This window comes from Sphingomonas sp. Sphisp66, from assembly GCF_047324325.1.
Lineage (GTDB): Bacteria > Pseudomonadota > Alphaproteobacteria > Sphingomonadales > Sphingomonadaceae > Sphingomonas.
In genome coordinates this window covers 3,358,441-3,373,946 of sequence record NZ_CP168508.1, presented here as the reverse complement: position 1 = coordinate 3,373,946, position 15,506 = coordinate 3,358,441, and the positions used below count along the sequence as shown (strand labels likewise).

12 protein-coding genes are annotated in these 15,506 nt (G+C 64.1%); 3 read left to right on the top strand and 9 right to left on the bottom strand.

Features of this window, described 5'->3' with window-relative positions:
- Nucleotides 1-69 precede the first annotated feature (69 nt).
- The 3 genes from ACEN8G_RS15150 to ACEN8G_RS15140 all read left to right on the top strand — a co-directional run bounded on the left by ACEN8G_RS15150 (nucleotide 70) and on the right by ACEN8G_RS15140 (nucleotide 3,964).
- On the top strand, nucleotides 70-1,455 hold the full coding sequence (locus ACEN8G_RS15150; RefSeq protein WP_413413668.1) for an FAD-containing oxidoreductase: 1,386 nt from the start codon (nucleotides 70-72) through the stop codon (nucleotides 1,453-1,455).
- Nucleotides 1,456-1,572: 117 nt separating this feature from the next.
- Complete coding sequence (locus ACEN8G_RS15145; RefSeq protein WP_413413667.1) at nucleotides 1,573-2,856, top strand: TIGR02281 family clan AA aspartic protease; 1,284 nt, start codon at nucleotides 1,573-1,575, stop codon at nucleotides 2,854-2,856.
- A 121-nt stretch (nucleotides 2,857-2,977) separates the two neighbouring features.
- A complete protein-coding gene (locus ACEN8G_RS15140; RefSeq protein WP_413413666.1) occupies nucleotides 2,978-3,964 on the top strand; it encodes an alpha/beta hydrolase in 987 nt (328 codons plus the stop codon).
- A gap of 558 nt (nucleotides 3,965-4,522) precedes the next feature.
- Here the strand turns inward: ACEN8G_RS15140 and ACEN8G_RS15135 are convergent.
- The 9 genes from ACEN8G_RS15135 to ACEN8G_RS15095 form a co-directional block, all read right to left on the bottom strand.
- Nucleotides 4,523-5,401 (bottom strand): NAD(P)H-binding protein, encoded by an 879-nt coding sequence (locus ACEN8G_RS15135; protein ID WP_413414255.1) that lies wholly within the window; start codon nucleotides 5,399-5,401, stop codon nucleotides 4,523-4,525.
- Nucleotides 5,402-5,450: 49 nt separating this feature from the next.
- On the bottom strand, nucleotides 5,451-6,356 hold the full coding sequence (locus tag ACEN8G_RS15130; RefSeq protein WP_413414254.1) for a helix-turn-helix transcriptional regulator: 906 nt from the start codon (nucleotides 6,354-6,356) through the stop codon (nucleotides 5,451-5,453).
- 469 nt (nucleotides 6,357-6,825) lie between these two features.
- Nucleotides 6,826-8,004, bottom strand: a complete 1,179-nt coding sequence (locus ACEN8G_RS15125; protein WP_413414253.1) for an NAD(P)/FAD-dependent oxidoreductase — start codon at nucleotides 8,002-8,004, stop codon at nucleotides 6,826-6,828.
- Entirely contained in the window at nucleotides 8,001-9,296 is a 1,296-nt protein-coding gene (locus tag ACEN8G_RS15120; RefSeq protein WP_413414252.1) for a dipeptidase, read from the bottom strand. The genes ACEN8G_RS15125 and ACEN8G_RS15120 overlap by 4 nt, the downstream gene beginning before the upstream one ends.
- Nucleotides 9,297-9,320: 24 nt before the next feature.
- Nucleotides 9,321-9,818, bottom strand: a complete 498-nt coding sequence (locus ACEN8G_RS15115) for a nuclear transport factor 2 family protein (protein ID WP_413414251.1) — start codon at nucleotides 9,816-9,818, stop codon at nucleotides 9,321-9,323.
- 13 nt (nucleotides 9,819-9,831) lie between these two features.
- Nucleotides 9,832-12,207, bottom strand: a complete 2,376-nt coding sequence (locus tag ACEN8G_RS15110) for a TonB-dependent receptor plug domain-containing protein (RefSeq protein ID WP_413414250.1) — start codon at nucleotides 12,205-12,207, stop codon at nucleotides 9,832-9,834.
- Nucleotides 12,208-12,932: 725 nt separating this feature from the next.
- Nucleotides 12,933-14,108, bottom strand: a complete 1,176-nt coding sequence (locus tag ACEN8G_RS15105; RefSeq protein WP_413414249.1) for an ATP-binding protein — start codon at nucleotides 14,106-14,108, stop codon at nucleotides 12,933-12,935.
- Complete coding sequence (locus tag ACEN8G_RS15100; RefSeq protein ID WP_413414248.1) at nucleotides 14,105-14,680, bottom strand: chemotaxis protein CheB; 576 nt, start codon at nucleotides 14,678-14,680, stop codon at nucleotides 14,105-14,107. The genes ACEN8G_RS15105 and ACEN8G_RS15100 overlap by 4 nt, the downstream gene beginning before the upstream one ends.
- On the bottom strand, nucleotides 14,677-15,501 hold the full coding sequence (locus ACEN8G_RS15095; RefSeq protein ID WP_413414247.1) for a CheR family methyltransferase: 825 nt from the start codon (nucleotides 15,499-15,501) through the stop codon (nucleotides 14,677-14,679). The genes ACEN8G_RS15100 and ACEN8G_RS15095 overlap by 4 nt, the downstream gene beginning before the upstream one ends.
- Between the last annotated feature and the right edge of the window lie 5 nt (nucleotides 15,502-15,506).

Here is a 15,506-nt window from a genome sequence, read left to right as displayed (position 1 = left end):
ACGTGCGGGCCCCATGGTTTTAACGCATCGCCTCTCGCGACCCCCAACAAGACAAGGGTATCCTGAATCATGCGCAGCTTTGACGCGATCATCATAGGCGCCGGCCAGGCGGGACCTGCGCTCGCCGGCCGACTGAGCGAGGCGGGCCAATCGGTCGCCATCATCGAGCGGCACTTGGTTGGCGGCACGTGCGTCAACACCGGTTGCAGGCCAACCAAGGCTCTCGTGGCGAGCGCCTATGCGATCCACACCGCGCGTCGCGGCGCAGACTATGGCTTCAGTATCGCCGGAGCTGTCGATGTTGATATGAAGGCGGTCGCCGCCCGGGCGGACAGGATCATCCGGGATGGACGTGCGGGCAACGAGAACTGGCTGTTCGGCATGACCAATGTCGAGCTCATCCGGGGACATGCGCGCTTCGAAGAGCCTAATATCGTTTCGGTCGATGGCGAGCAGCTGACAGCGCCGCGCATCTTCATCAACGTCGGCGGCAGGGCCGTGGTGCCGGACATGCCCGGCGCGGACCAGATCCCGATCCTCACCAACACCGACATGGTCTCGCTCGACGTGCTTCCCCGGCACCTCGTGGTGATCGGCGGCAGCTACATCGGGCTTGAGTTCGCCCAGATGTATCGGCGCTTCGGCGCTCAGGTCACGGTGGTGGAACGCATGGACCGTCTCATTGCGCGGGAGGATCCCGACGTGTCGGATGCCGTCAGGCAGATCCTCGAGGCCGAGGGCATTACGGTCCGGACGGGTGCGGACTGCATCGGCTTTGCCAGGCGCGGCGACGACGTCGAGGTGCGGGTGGAGTGTGCCGAGAACGCCGAGCCGGTCGTCGCCAGCCACGTCCTGATGGCGGTCGGGCGGCGGCCGAACACCGACGACCTCGGACTGGAGGCGGCGGGCATCGCCGTCGACGCGCGCGGCTACATCACCGTGGATGACAGGCTTGAGACCAGTGTCCCCGGCATATGGGCACTGGGCGACTGCAATGGCCGGGGCGCCTTCACGCACTCCGCCTATAACGACTTCGAGATCGTCGCCGCGAACCTCCTCGACGGGGACGACCGCCGCGTCACCCAGCGCCTGCCGGGCTACGCCCTGTACATCGATCCTCCGCTCGCGCGGGCCGGGATGACGGAAGCGGATGCGCTCAAGTCCGGGCGACGCCTGCTCCACGCAAAGCGGCCGATGTCCCGTGTCGGCCGTGCGGTCGAGAAAGGCGAGACCCAAGGGTTCATCAAGGTGGTGGCCGATGCTGAAACCCGCCGCATTCTTGGCGCGGCGATACTGGGCACGAGCGGCGATGAAGCGATCCACGGCATCCTCGACATGATGCACGCCGACCAGCCGATCGAGCAGCTTCGCTGGGCGGTGCCGATCCATCCCACCGTCTCGGAGCTGATCCCGACACTACTGCTCGATCTTCAGCCCTGGGACGGAAGCGCATGATGGGCATGATTGGCCTCATCGGTGACATGAGCTGGGAGATCTCGGCGGAATACTATCGCGTCCTCAACGAAGGCGCGCGCGCGGGCGTGTCAGCACTGATTTTTCGGAGTTTATCGAATGTCGCCGCTCAGCATTTTCATACTTCCGGTTGCCGCTCTGGCTACCCAGACTGCTTCCTCATTGTCCGCGCCCGTGTCGCCTGTCGATGCCGCCCTCGCGCGGTGGGACATGGCCGAGGCGCGCGTTGTTGCCGAGGCGATGCCGAAGGGAGCCGATCGCTGCGTCGTGAAAGGCATTATCGCAAACCGCGACAATCGACTTGATGAGGCGGCGAGATTGCTTCCGCCATGCCTGGCGGTGCTCGAGCGAGCCCGATCTCCTCGAGCGCAGGAAGCATTTGAGACACTACTCGACACCTATCGCCGTCGTGGCGAGTACGAGCGGGAATATCGGTTGATCGTGCGATGGCTCGCCGCGCATGAGGATCGCAACGACCCCGACAAACTGGCTGATCTGCGCAACGAACTCGGAACGGCGGCAATGCTGCGTGATCTGTCCAGGCCCAGCGCGACGGGTAGCAGGGTCGCAACGTTACGCAGCCACCTCAATGTGCTGGGCACGCGGAATGTGGATCTGACCGTAGGCGGCATAACGCTCCCATGGATGATCGATACTGGCGCCAACTATTCCGTCGTTTCCGAGAGCGCCGCCAGGCGGATGCACCTGGCGGTTCGTGATGCCAGCTACCAGGTGGCCGGAACGACAGGCCATTCAGTTCCGACCCGGATCGGCGTCATAGACCGGCTTCCGGTTGGCGGCATCATACTTCGGAACGTAGTGGTGATCGTCGTGCCGGATGCCGCACTGCGTATCCGGCCTCCGGGAAGGGACTACCAGATCGAGGCGATACTCGGCTATCCGGCGCTGGTGCAGCTCGGTCGTTTCCGGATCGATCCCGACGGTACTTTCGCAATCGATCGGGAAGCGCCTTTGCTGCGGTCGGGGGCGAGGCTTTACATGAACCAGTTAACGCCTTTGGCCGAGGTGGAGATCGCGGGTCGTAAAAGTCTGCTGAGCGTCGACACAGGAGCGAACTGGACCACCCTCTACGCGAGCTATGCTGCCCGGTTCGTTGACCGCGCGGGCCTTTGGTCGAAGAAACGGGACACCTCCCTAGGCCTGGGAGGCAGCTTCGAGGGCGATGTGGCGGTCGAGCCGCAACTGACATTCACAGCGGGCGCGGCAACAGTCATCGAACACGATGTCGCCGTCACGTTGGACGGGGACAAGGCGGCCCCCATTCTCGGTAATCTTGGGCAGCCTGGTTTGACTGCGAAAGGCAGCTACACATTCGATTTCCGCTCGATGCGTCTGCTGCTCGGACGGGAGGATTCGGATTGATGCGTCGCGCAGTCGAGAGTTTGACCCTGGCTGCCGGTGGGTCGACGAGATCCATCCCCACTTGGCTGCTGCGCCGGGCCGTAGTTTGCCGAAATGAAGCAGGGAGCGCTAGCGTACCGATATGAGTGACCAGAAAAACGGCGTAGCGGTTCATAGCCGTATGATCCCCTTTCCTTCGTCGATCAGCGCGCAGGCGCGCGCCAGCCTCGCACGCCTCGTGAATGAGGATGGCATTCCATTGAACGCGCTGTACACGATGCCGCCGCCTGACGATCATGCCAGCTGGCTGAAGATCAAAGCTGCGGCGGACCAACAATATGCGGCAGCGGTGAAGGGGCTCGCCGGCACGCTGCGAGCAGGCGTCGAGACGATCCGAACCGGTGACGCCATCATTCATGTCGCGACGCCCGAAACTATGCTCAAGCCGGACTGCGCCTATCTGGACTTTCATGGTGGCGCACTGGTGTTCGGTGGCGGCGAGGCCTGTCGCGCGCAGGCGCGAATGCAGGCGGATCAGCACGGGGGAATCTGCTACGGCGTCGACTACAGGATGCCGCCGGAGCATCCATATCCCGCGGCTCTGGACGATGCGGTGACCGCGTATCGCCATGTACTGGAACGCCATGCGCCGTCGCGCATCGTCGTCGGCGGCCGATCTGCGGGCGGCAATCTGGCAGCTGCGATGCTCCTGCGCGCGAACGACGAAGGTCTTCCTCTACCCGCAGGGCTTATCCTGCTCTCCCCTCAGGTGGACCTGACCGAATCTGGTGACAGCTTTCAGGTCAATCAAATGGTAGATGTTGTGCTGCCTGGCTCGCTGATGCGAAACAACGAACTGTACGCCAGCGGGGCCGACCTGTCGCACCCTTATCTTTCCCCGTTGTTCGGCGATCTAAAGGGCTTTCCGCCAACCTTGCTTCAGTCAGGCACCCGTGACCTTTTCCTGTCCAATGCGGTTCGGATGCACCGCGCGTTGCGCCGTGCGAGCGTGGACGCTGAGTTGCACGTCTTCGAGGCCATGCCGCACGGTGGATTTCAGGGAAACACGCCGGAGGACCATGAGCTAGCGGCGGAGATATCCCGGTTCGTCAAAGCCCATTGGGACTGATACGCGCTGTCGAAGTTCGATCAACTGGCACTTTTATGGGCGGGACTTACCCGCGTCGGGGGGGCGATGGCTGCCGGGCGGGAGGTTCCTCAGGATCAGCCATTCCGGCAGATGCCAGCAGCAAGTTTCGGCAAGCCCTGAGCCAAGCTTAACGTCGGGAACTGGTCGAAAGCGGGTGGGCGTGTGGCTAAGCTCAGAACGGCAGCTTCCGCCGTCGATCGTCTGAAACCTGTCAGTCTGAAACCGGCCCAGTTGCTGCCAGGCCGCTGCTTACACAACCTGCCGGTCGGCAATGCGCTCCAATATCGGTCGTTGGCAATCGCTGGCGCCCGCCCGAAAGCGTACGCTGTTCCGAATTCCTTTCTAACAAGATTGGAAGATATCCGCCCGGCTCCATGCCGCTGTCGACGCTCTATTGAGCCCAACCGCTCGTGGTGCTGTACGTCCGGCCCCTCTCCCGACTGCGTGGTCGGTCTCTTTCCGAAAGGGTTCGATCTGAAGCCGGGCTCGCGGGACGATCCCCGCGAGCCCGGCTGACGGCTGGACGCTTTCGCGCTCTCACCGCGGCAAAAGCGATCGCAATGCGTCAATTAATTCGGTCGGGCCGTAGCGAACCGTGCTGACATCGGGCTCGATATCGACCAGACCGCCCTTGTTCTTGGCGTCGCTCGCCTTGATGAGAAGATCGGCCAGGCTCGGGGGCATCTTCGCAAACGCGCCTTCCCAATGTTCACGGGGTACCGCGACCGCCGTAATCGTTCGAGAAGAAAGCGCGCTCAGCGCCGCCGCCACATCGGCGGCGCTGTAGCGGCGTGGTCCCTCGGCATGGACGATCTCGACACCGTCCGGGGCATCCGTCCGCAGCAGTAACTCGGCCGCGATCCGGCCAAGATCTTCCGCGGCGATCGTCGCCTGCGCCCTGTCGACGGGGTCCTGGAAACCCAGCATCGTCCCCGACTTCAAGGCCTCCGGGATGCCGCGTGCTGCATTATGCATATGCTCGGCCGAGCGCAGGATCGTCACGTCGCCGCCGAGCGCGTGCAGCTCGGCTTCCAGGCTATGGAAGATGCTCGGCATCCCGATGTCGCGGTCGACATGCGCGCCATAATCGGAAATCGCCAGCACGCGCTTGGGCGCCGCTTGGCGCAGCGCCACGATGATGCTGGCGATCGAATTCCGCATATCCTGCGCCGGGTCGGGAGTCTCCAAGTGCAACGGGATGATGATCTGGACGGCATCGGCGCCGGCAATGGCCCTTGCCAGCGTGGTACTGTCCTGAAGATCGGCAATGGCTAGCCCGCAACCGATGGCGGTCAGTCGCTCGCCCTTGGCCGCATTACGTAAGATCGCACGAACCGGCGCGCCGGCGTCACGCAGCGCCCTCGCTGTAGAAAAGCCGACATTGCCGGTGGCGCCGATGATTGCGAACATGATCATTTCCTCGTTGTGCCGAGCTACACCTAGGAAATGCGATGACGCCATGCGCTCAGATTTGGCCCGATCTCCGCAAATTCGGACCAGGCGCGCGTTGCGGGCGAGGAATGTCGCTGGGCACTTGCCCGAACAAGCGCCGCATCGTCGAGGCCATATGGCTCTGATGCGAGAAGCCGGCGGCAAGCGCGATCTCGCTAGCCGGCATCCGGGTGGTGGCGATCAGCGTGCGGGCATATTCGGCGCGGCGACGCACGACATACTGATGGACCGGCAGCCCGGTGCTGTTGCGGAACAGGATCTTGAGCCGCGTGACGCTGACGCCTGCGACCGTTGCCAGGTCGGCGAGCCCAAGCTTGCGGTCGAGATTCGCCTCGATGAATTCGACGAGCCAGGCGAGTTCTCGCGCTGGCAGGCGCTGCGAGTCGGCGTCATCGTGCGGGCCCAAGTGGGTCGCGCTGGCCATTTCGATCAGGCGGACCGCCAGAGCGTTGGCGAGATGAGCGACAAAGAGCGGATCGGCGGGCGTGGCCGCATCGAGGTCCGCCTTGATCGCCCAGAGGATCGCCTCGATGCCGGGATCTCGCATCCGGAGCCGCGGAACCAGTTCCATGGTGGCGGGGTCGCGGCCGAGATCCTCGGCCACCTTGCCGAGCAGCGATCGCCGCAGGCTGAGGCGCAGGACGTGGCATTCGGCATCGTCTTCCCAAGCACCGTCAAAGCCCGCCGGCACGAAATCCATGTCGCCCGACTTCTGCACCGCTCGACTTGTCTTATCGCCGATACGGCAGTCGGCATTGACTGGGCGGCCGAAATGCATGCCCAGCACGTGCTCGTCACCGCCCGGAACCACGGCCTTGCCGCGCGGGATTTGCACGAACGCCGCTTCGAGGCCATTCCAGTTCCTCCCGGCGCTCGACGTCAGGATGCGCGGGAATGGCTCGGGCGTCGAATAGTTCATGAAATGAGGGGACTCTGGCTCGCGTGCCCGCTAAGTGGAGCGTCGCGCCTATGGGAGCAAGCTGAGCTTGAAGCTGAATCAGGGAGCGGGCACCGCTCGCTCACTTGCACAACGTCATTTCGTGGCCGAACACGATCATAGGTGAATCCGCTGCTAGTTTGCAGTTTGACGCGCATCTATCGTTCGTCGACTGATTTAAGATGATGCAAACACGATGGGCAAGCGTGGTGTAGTCCACCGCACATAGACTCTACTGCTTTGTCGGCGACCGGAACTTCTGCTTTGGTTGTGTCAATTACCGAACTTGCCTCTCCGCTATCGGCCCAAGGTCTGCCGGGCAGCTTTCGCGCAACCTGCCAGTCGGCAATTCGCCCCATCAGCCGCAATTCAACCTTTCGGCTGATGGCCCCGGAACAGTCGTTCATTCAGTTCGCTCAGCGCGAGGTCGAGAACACGCCCATAACAGCCTCTAGATAAAGCGATCGGGTCGAAACATCGCCAGCGGTTCGACCTCAACGCCATCAAAAATCTCCACGGTCGCGAGGCGGCCCAATGCGGGCGCGAGCGTGACGCCGCTATGGGTGACGGCGACGTAGAGCCCGCCAAGCTTCGGCGCGAACCCGACGACCGGGAAGGAATCCGCCGGCACCACGCGCTGGCCGACGCTGACGTGCTCGATCCCGGCATCTACGACGCCCGGCAGATAGGTGGTCACCGCGCGCTGGATTGCCTGTCCGAAGGCTTCGACCCCCGCTCCTTGCGGTGCCCCGCCCTCATGCCCGCTGATGCTGGCGACGAAGCGGCCATCCGCCATCTGCTTGAAGGTACTATGCGGGGCGAAGACGACCCGGTCGAGTACCGACCTTTGTGGACGGGTGTGGAGAAGCACGCCCGGCGAGGCGGTGAGCGGCAGCCGTATGCCGGCCTGCCCGGCAAGCGCCTCGCTACCAAGGCCGGCCGCGAGCACCACGGTATCGGCTTCGATCACGCCCTCCGCCGTCTGCACGCCGGCGATCTTGCCGCCGCGGACGAGCAGTGAGCGCACTTCGACCGGCGCCCGCAATTTCGCGCCGAGCTTCCCCGCGCGCTGAAGCAATGCGGCTACCGCACCGGCGGGATCCACTGCACCTTCCTCGGGGAAGAAGGCTGCCGCCGAGACCGGGCCGATGCCGAGACCCGGCAGCAGGGTCTTGAGCGTGTCCGCATCGATCGCGCGCCCGGCATAGCCCCATGCCTGCGCGATCCTGAGGCTGGCCTCCAGCCTGGCCGCCTCGGCCTCGCTGTCGCGCCAATAGGTGGCGCCGCCCCATTGCAGGGGTAGCGCGGGGCCGGCCTCCTGCTGCCAGATCCGCCAGCCGGCCATGCCCAGCCAGTTCAACTGGAAATAGGGCCGCGAGCCGGTCTTGGTCGAGGCGTTGAGATAGGCGAAGGAATCGCCCGTCGCGCCCGCCGCGGGCTTGAACTTCTCAAGGATTGTGACCGCCACGCCGCGCTTGGCAAGTTCATAGGCGATTGCGGCACCCACGATCCCTGCACCGATCACGATCGCGGTGCGGCTGCCGGGTGCAACTGGACGGGCGCGAACAGCCCCGGGAAGCAACGGGGCGGCGGCAAGCAACCCCAGCGTGGCGCGGCGGTCGATCCTCACTGGCTGGCCTTCGGCTTGGCCAGAGCCTGCACCTGGCCCCAGACGCGCAGGAAGTTTCCGCCCCACAGCTTGGCGATATCACCCTCGCTATAGCCGCGGCGCTGCAGTTCGGCAGTGATGTTGACGGACTCGCCGACATCGTTCCAGCCGATCACGCCGCCGCCATGGTTGAAGTCGGACGAGATGCCGACATGGTCGATGCCGATCTTCTTCACGACATAATCGATCTGGTCGACATAGTCCTTGAGCGACGCGCGATAGTCCGGACCGCCCGTGATTTCGTGGAATTCCTCGCTGTACTTCGCGAAGACCTCGGGCGGGAGCACCTTCACGCCCTTGTCCGACAGCGGCTGGATGCCCGCCGGCGTCTTGTCCTCGGGAATGCCGTAGCGGCGGCGAATCTCGTTGAGTTTGGCCAGCGCTTCCGGCGGGAAGGCCTTCACCCAGGAACTATAGGCGTTGATCGCGACGACACCGCCCTTGGCTGCGATCGCCCGCAGGGTCTCGTCGTCGAGGTTGCGCGGATGGTCGATCACCGCGCGCGCATTCGAATGCGAGGCGATCACCGGGGCACGGCTCAGCTCCAGCACCTGGCGGACGCCCTGGGCAGTGATCTGCGACACGTCGATCACCACGCCGAGATCGTTGAGCCGCGCCACTGCCTGGCGACCCAGCGGCGACAACCCACCATGTTCATTGAGCTTGTCACCGCGCAGCAGGTTGGGCCGGGCGGAATCCGCCAGGTCGTTGTTGCCGGCATGAGTGAAACCGAAGATCGACACGCCCTTGGCGTGCCAGGCGTCGAGCTGGCTCAGGTCCTTGCCGATCAGATTGCCGTTGAGAATCGACAGGATGATCGCGACGCGCCCCGAGCCTTCGATCGCAAGCAGTTCCTCGGGCGAACGCGCGATCTCGGTTTGCTGCGGATAGCGGCGGACCACGGCTTGGATCGCATCCAGCTTCTGCTGCCCCTTGGCCGCGGCTTCCGCATAGCCGGCCGGGGTGCGCGCATTCTGCGGCACGAAGATTGCCAGCACCGCGCCCTTCAGCCGGCCGCGCTTCGCCTTGACGAAGTCGAACTGGTCGGGCCCGTCCTGGCCGGGGTCATGCGCGCCGGTGCCGAAGTCGAATGGGATGTCGAGATGGTTGTCGAGATTGGGGATGCGCTCCTGGAGCGCGGTTGCCGCCTGAAGCTGCTCCGGCGTGAAGCTCTGGGCATGCGCGCCGGAAAAGGGCACCGCAGCCCCTGCCAGCAGCAGGAGCAGTTTCGAACGAAAGGAAAATCGGGCCATGGAATGTCTCGCTGGGAAAGGGGATTACTGCGCGGGGCGGGTCAGCTGGCGGGCGATGAGCTGCCAGCCGCGCGGTCCCTTGGTCCATACGTCGAGGCCTGAAAGCCGTGCGGTGCTGGTGGTGCCATCGTCCTTGCTAAGGTGGAACGTCCAGCTGGCGGTGACATAGGCGACATTGCCGTAGCTGCGGACGCTGGCATCGGCGATGTCGACCGCGGTGAAGCGCTTGCCCGGCGCCAGCGTCCGGTCGATCTGCTCGGCCTTGCCCAGCACTGCGCCATCGGTGTGGCCATAGGAAAGGTCCGGGTGGAAGGCGGCGTCGAGCCCAGCCCTGTCGCCTTTCACCACCGCCGTACGATAGGCGTCGATCGCCGCGATCACGGCAGTGCGGGTCGCGGCGGGGCCACGCTCCTCGACCGCCGCCGCACGCTCCTGCGCCAAGACGGGAATGGAGGACAGGCTGACAGCACCGGACAGGCCGGCAGCAGCGATCAGCAGCGCGCTGAGATATCGGGATTTCATGGGAACTGGCTCCTTAGAAGGACAGGTCGAGGCGAGCGAAATAGGTGCGGCCGGCGCCACCCTCAGGCGACAAGCCAGAGTAGAGCGCGACCACGGGATTGCGGGCTGCCGGCAGAACCTGGTCGGGATGGCTGTCGAGCAGGTTGTTGATGCCGGCCGAGACACGGGCGTTGGCAAACAGGCGGTAACCGGCAGACAAGTTCACCACTGCCTGGGGCCCAAAGCGCTGGTCATAGGCCACCACTGCGTTGCGCGCCCAATAGATGCCATAGCGCGTGCCGGAGAGATGGGCGTCGAACCCGCCATTGCTGTAGTCGGCGGCCAGGCGCACGAAGGTGTCGGGGTTCCACTCCTCGATCAGCCCGCGCGCTTCGTGCCCGATCAGCGTCAGGCCGCTGCCGGCCAGCACCGCCGGGGTCGCCTTGATGTGCGTGATCCTGGTGTCGCTCAGGTTGAAGCCTGCGCTCAGGTCGAGCTTCTGCTCCTGGCTGAGGCGCCAGCGATAGCGCGCGGTCGCATCGATGCCGCGGGTCCGCGTGTCGACGGCGTTGGTGAAATATTGCGCGCCCGAATAGGTCGGGAAGCCGGCGCTGGTCAGCACCTGGCGGACGAGCGCGCCGGTCAGCGTCTCGGACAGCGCGATGCGGTCGTCAATCGTCGTCTGGTAGAGATCGACCGTCACCGACAGGTCGCTGCTCGGCGTCCAGACCAGGCCGGTCGAAAGGTTGGTCGCCTTTTCCGGCTTGAGCGGCGTGGCGCCAAGCGCGCGGGCGACCGCGCTGTCCACCCGGGCGAGCTTGTTGGTCGCCAGCACGCCGTTGGTGATGTTCGGGATGGTGCGCGAATAGACCGACTGGCCGAGCGACGGCGCGCGGTAGCCGGTGCCGGCGCTGCCCCGCCAGGCCAGCTTCGGGGTGATCTCATAGCGCAGCGCCAGGCGAGCATTCGCGGTTGTGCCGAAGTCCGAATAGTGGTCGATGCGGCCGGACGCGGTGACCCGCAGACCCTTGGCGAGCTCGGTCTCGAGCTCGAGATAGCCGCCGACGACGTCACGGGTGGTGCGCCCGGCATCGTCCGGCGAGAAGCCGCCGAAACCCTGCGAGGCTGGCGTCGCCACCTTGCCGGCATTGGGGCCGTCGAGGATCGGCACGCCGCCATTGGCCCAGGAGCCATAATCGCCTTCGAACACCTGATAGGCCTCGTGGCGATAGGCCAGACCGGCCGCGACGGTGAGGGGCGCACGCAGGAAATCGGTCTCGAACGGCCGCTTCCAGTCGAAGGTGACATTTGCCTGTTCGTTGAGCAGGTCGCCGGTGTTGAACGAGGTCGGGCTGGCGGTGCCCAGGCTGGCATTGTTGGTGTTGTAGACCAGGCTCTCCACCCGGTTGCGCCCATAGTTCGCACCCAGGTCGAAATCGCCGGCCTTGCCCGACCAGCGCGCTCCGCCCCCGATCGAGGCGTCCCGCGAATGGACGCGCAGGAAAGGCTGGAAGCCATCAGGGAACAGCGCGCGGACGGTCTGGTCGGCATTGGGCTGGCGAAGATTGCCAAAGCCCTCGTCCTTGCGCCAGCCATAGCTGCCGGTCAGATACAGCGTCACCCCGCCGACGGTGCTTTCGGCGTTGAGCAGCAGGTTCTCGCGCTTGGTGGCGCCACTGCCGTAGAACCAGTTCCGGTTGGGGAAGCTCGCCTCACGCGGGTCTCCGGCAAAGTACATCGTGCGATTGTCGCGCCCCGAAAGCCGGGTGCGGCCGATGTCCCACACGTCGAAGGCCAGCGTGACCAAGCCGTCGCCCGGCAGCTTGGCGCCAATCGAGCCTTCGATGCTCCTGCTCTCGCCGTCGCCCTTGTCGTTGACGCCATACTGGACCGCGAGATTGCCGTGCCCGGCCTGCTTCTTCAGCACGATGTTGACCACGCCGGCGATCGCGTCCGAGCCATATTGCGCGGAGGCGCCGTCCAGCAGCACCTCGACGCGCTCGATCGCGCTCAGCGGAATGCTGTTGAGGTCGACGGTCTGCGCGCCCTTGGCGACGCCGCTGCCGGCGTTGAGCTGAGCGGTCGCATGGCGGCGCTTGCCGTTGATCAGCACCAGCGTCTCGTCAGCGGCGAGGCCGCGCAGCGACACGCCCTTGACGAAGCTGGCCGCGTTCGACGACGGAACCGATGTAGGGAAATTGAAGGAGGGGACCAGCCGCTGCAGCGCTTCGGACAAGGTGCGCGCACCGGTCGCCTGAAGGTCCTCGCCGCTGACAAGCTGGACAGGCGCCGAGCTTTCCAGCGCCTTGTTGCCGCTGCGCGAGCCGACCACGACGATGGCTTCCTGTTCGTCTCCGGTCGCGCCGGATTGCGCTTGGGCGGGGGCGATCAGCACAAGATGCGCCGTCATCGCAGTGACGGCGACCCCATCAAATAATCGAAGACGGGTTCTGCCAGCGCCAGCACGCGCCGCTAGAGCATTATAGTTCTGATAACGCATGACTATGCTATCCCCCTGATAGATACCAGGCGGGTTGATCCAAATTATTTCGGCACAACTTCTCATCCGCGAAGCCAGCTAATGGGCTTCACGGTGCGGAATTATCATCCCTTCAGAGAATCATTGCAGAAACGCGCAACCCACCTTTTTGCTTACGCCAAAAACCTACCGAAATGGTGGGAATTATCTAGATAGTTAGGCTTGTAACCGGACTAGGTCAGCTATTGGGCTGGGTTCGCACCTGCCCGCCTCTCACCGCTTTGCCCTCGTCACACTCACGCAGGGCGAATCTCGTGGTCGCACGGAGTATAAGAACCGCAGCCGTCTTCAATTGATTCAGCTGCTCGCGGCCACCTTCCGCCTATCGAGCGCTGTTCAACTGTGTCCGCTCTGGTCCCTTGCGATCCCTAGAGCAGCCAGTCCGCAACCGGCCCAAAAGCCGCCTGACGGAAAGGCGCCGCGAGATCGAACGATCGGGCTGTGCCTCTGGTGTCGGTCTACGGAAGTGTGTCTTGGGCGGTGAGCCATTCTTCGAAACGGGAACGGTATCGGCATCGCTTTGTTCTGACGCCATAATTTCGGGGTACTGTCCCGCCGGCCTGCGGGCGCCACCTGCGAGTGCCAGGATCGGCAGTTCAGTCGATAAGCAGGGGAGCTGGCTGTTCGAAGGATGCCTCCTGTTCCGAAAGCGGAATCCGCACGGTGAAGCAACTTCCTCGTCCAGCGCCTTCGCTTGTGACCCCGATCGAGCCGTGGTGCAGATCGACCAGCTGCCGGACCAGTGCCAGTCCGATGCCCAGGCCACCATTGGCACGATCCTGTTGTCTGTCGCCCTGGGCGAAGATCTGGAAAATGCGCGTTTGCATCTCCGGTGCTATCCCGACGCCGTCGTCTCGAACTTCGATGAGCAACTGGTCGTCCCGCGCACGCGCGGCCAGATGGATATTTCCGCCGGGGGGCGTGTAGCGCGCTGCGTTGTTGAGGAGATTGGCAACGATCTGGGCCATCCGGGTATGATCCGCCATGAGCCAGACCGGCATATCGGGGAGATCCGTCGTAAAGCGGTGTCCCGCGGAATCGATATTGGCCTGGCTGGCTTCGATCGCCGAACGCAGGATCGTACCCACGTCGATCCACTCCTTTTTCAACGTGATCTTGCCTTCGGCGATCCGCGAGGTGTCCAGCAAATCGTCCACCAGCCTTCCGAGATGCGCAAGCTGTCGTTCCATACGCTCGCGGATAAAGGCGGCCTGATCGGTGTCGTCGCGCTTCTGCAGCAGATGCATACCGGCCTGGAGTGCCGCGACCGGGTTGCGCAGCTCATGCGCCAGGACCGCGATGAACACGTCCTTTCGGCGATCAGCCTCCTTGAGCGCCAGTGTTGCGGCTTCCAGAGAATCGCGCTGGGCAGCGACGATCTGGCGCTGGAGGTGCAGATCGAAGAACACGTCCGCCTTGCTGCGCAGGATGTCGGCCTCGATCGGCTTCTGGATGAAGTCGACCGCGCCCGCTTCATAGCCACGGAAGCGGCGCTGGGAATCAGCGGTCCCGGCCGTCACGAAGATGATCGGGATGTGCCGGGCGCGCTCGTTGCCCCGCATGAACTCGGCGAGCTCGAACCCGTCCATTCCAGGCATCTGTACGTCGAGCAGCGCCAGGGCGACTTCGTGCTGAAGCAGCAGCTCGAGTGCCTCCTCTCCCGATCGGGCCTTGAGAATGTCGAGTCCGTCGCGGCGCAGCAGTGCCTCCAGCGAAAGGAGGTTCTCATTGCGATCATCAACGAGCAGAAACTTAACCGGCTGGCTGGTCATGCTGCGAGGTCTTTCGTCAGATATTCGGCGATAGCATCAAGGGTCAGGATGCGTGCAGTGGGGCAGGCCGCAATCGCGGCGCGCGGCATCGTATCCGCATAGGATGTCTCTGGTTCTTCGATGAGTGCGCGCCCGCCCGCCTGGCAGATCGATCGCAAGCCCTGGGCGCCATCGGCACTGGCGCCGGTGAGGATGACGCCGAGCAGGGCATCGCCAAAGGCGTCCGCCGCGCTCTCGAACAACACGTCAATCGACGGGCGCGAATAGAGCACGGGCTCGTCACTTGAAAGCGCCAGGCTGCCGTCGGTCTCGACGAGCAGGTGATAGTCGGGCGGGGCGAAATAGATGGTGCCCGCTAGCGCCGGCTCCTTGTCCTCCGCTTCACGCACCGCCATCGCGCACCGCGCGGCGAAGAGGGGAGCCAGGATATTGTCCCGGTCCGCCGGTACATGGACGACCACAAGGACTGGCAGCGGGAAGTCGGCCGGTAGTTCGGGCAGGATCAGCGACAGCGCCTGGATCGCTCCCGCAGAGGCGCCAATAACCACCGCCCGCGGCGGCTTCGCGCTCATGCGTCACGCTTCCGATAGATTTTCTCGGTTCGGACGAAATCGGCGAAACCGTCCGCATGGTCAGAGAAGCGCAGATTTTCCTTCGAACCGACCCCCAGGAAACCACTCCGTACCAGGGAGTCCCGGAACAGGCCGATGGCCCGGTCCTGAAGCTCGCGATTGAAGTAGATCAACACGTTGCGGCACGAGATCAGCTGCATCTCGGCGAAAACGGCGTCGGTCACCAGGCTGTGGTCGGAGAACACGACGCGTTCGCGCAGGCTCTTGTCGAACACGGCGCCTCCATAGCCCGTGGTGTAATAGTCCGAGAGCGACGACTTGCCGCCCGACAGCCGGTGATTTTCGGTGAAGCCCTTGACCCGGTCGAGCGCATAGATGCCGCGCGAGGCCGTCTCCAGCGCATCCTGGCTGATGTCGGTCGCATAGAAGATCGTGCGATCCTCCAGCCCTTCCTCGCGGAATAGGATGACGAAGGAATATAGCTCCTCGCCGCCGCTGCAGCCCGCGATCCATAGCTTGAGCGAAGGATAGGTGCGCAGGACTGGAACCACCTTCTCGCGGATCGCGCGGAAGTAGGAAGGATCGCGGAACATGTCGCTGACCTGCACGGTCATGTAGGAAAGCAGGCGCGGCAGCATCTTGTCGTCGTGCAGCAATGCTTCCTGCAGCGCCGAATAGGTCGGCAGCCCAAGCTGTTGCCGCGCCTGCTTGAGCCGCCGCCGGATCGAAGCCTGGGCGTAATTTCGAAAGTCGTAATGATAGCGCTGGTGTAGTGCCTCGAGCAGCAACCGGATTTCGATATCTTCGATGGCGTCTGACAAGCCGG

Bases quoted from the DNA above. Each gene is read 5' to 3' on its own strand.
- ACEN8G_RS15150 (WP_413413668.1), top strand. From the start codon at position 70: ATGCGCAGCTTTGACGCGATCATCATAGGCGCCGGCCAGGCGGGACCT.
- ACEN8G_RS15145 (WP_413413667.1), top strand. From the start codon at position 1,573: ATGTCGCCGCTCAGCATTTTCATACTTCCGGTTGCCGCTCTGGCTACC.
- ACEN8G_RS15140 (WP_413413666.1), top strand. From the start codon at position 2,978: ATGAGTGACCAGAAAAACGGCGTAGCGGTTCATAGCCGTATGATCCCC.
- ACEN8G_RS15135 (WP_413414255.1), bottom strand. From the start codon at position 5,401: ATGATCATGTTCGCAATCATCGGCGCCACCGGCAATGTCGGCTTTTCT.
- ACEN8G_RS15130 (WP_413414254.1), bottom strand. From the start codon at position 6,356: ATGAACTATTCGACGCCCGAGCCATTCCCGCGCATCCTGACGTCGAGC.
- ACEN8G_RS15120 (WP_413414252.1), bottom strand. From the start codon at position 9,296: ATGGCCCGATTTTCCTTTCGTTCGAAACTGCTCCTGCTGCTGGCAGGG.
- ACEN8G_RS15115 (WP_413414251.1), bottom strand. From the start codon at position 9,818: ATGAAATCCCGATATCTCAGCGCGCTGCTGATCGCTGCTGCCGGCCTG.
- ACEN8G_RS15110 (WP_413414250.1), bottom strand. From the start codon at position 12,207: ATGACGGCGCATCTTGTGCTGATCGCCCCCGCCCAAGCGCAATCCGGC.
- ACEN8G_RS15105 (WP_413414249.1), bottom strand. From the start codon at position 14,108: ATGACCAGCCAGCCGGTTAAGTTTCTGCTCGTTGATGATCGCAATGAG.
- ACEN8G_RS15100 (WP_413414248.1), bottom strand. From the start codon at position 14,680: ATGAGCGCGAAGCCGCCGCGGGCGGTGGTTATTGGCGCCTCTGCGGGA.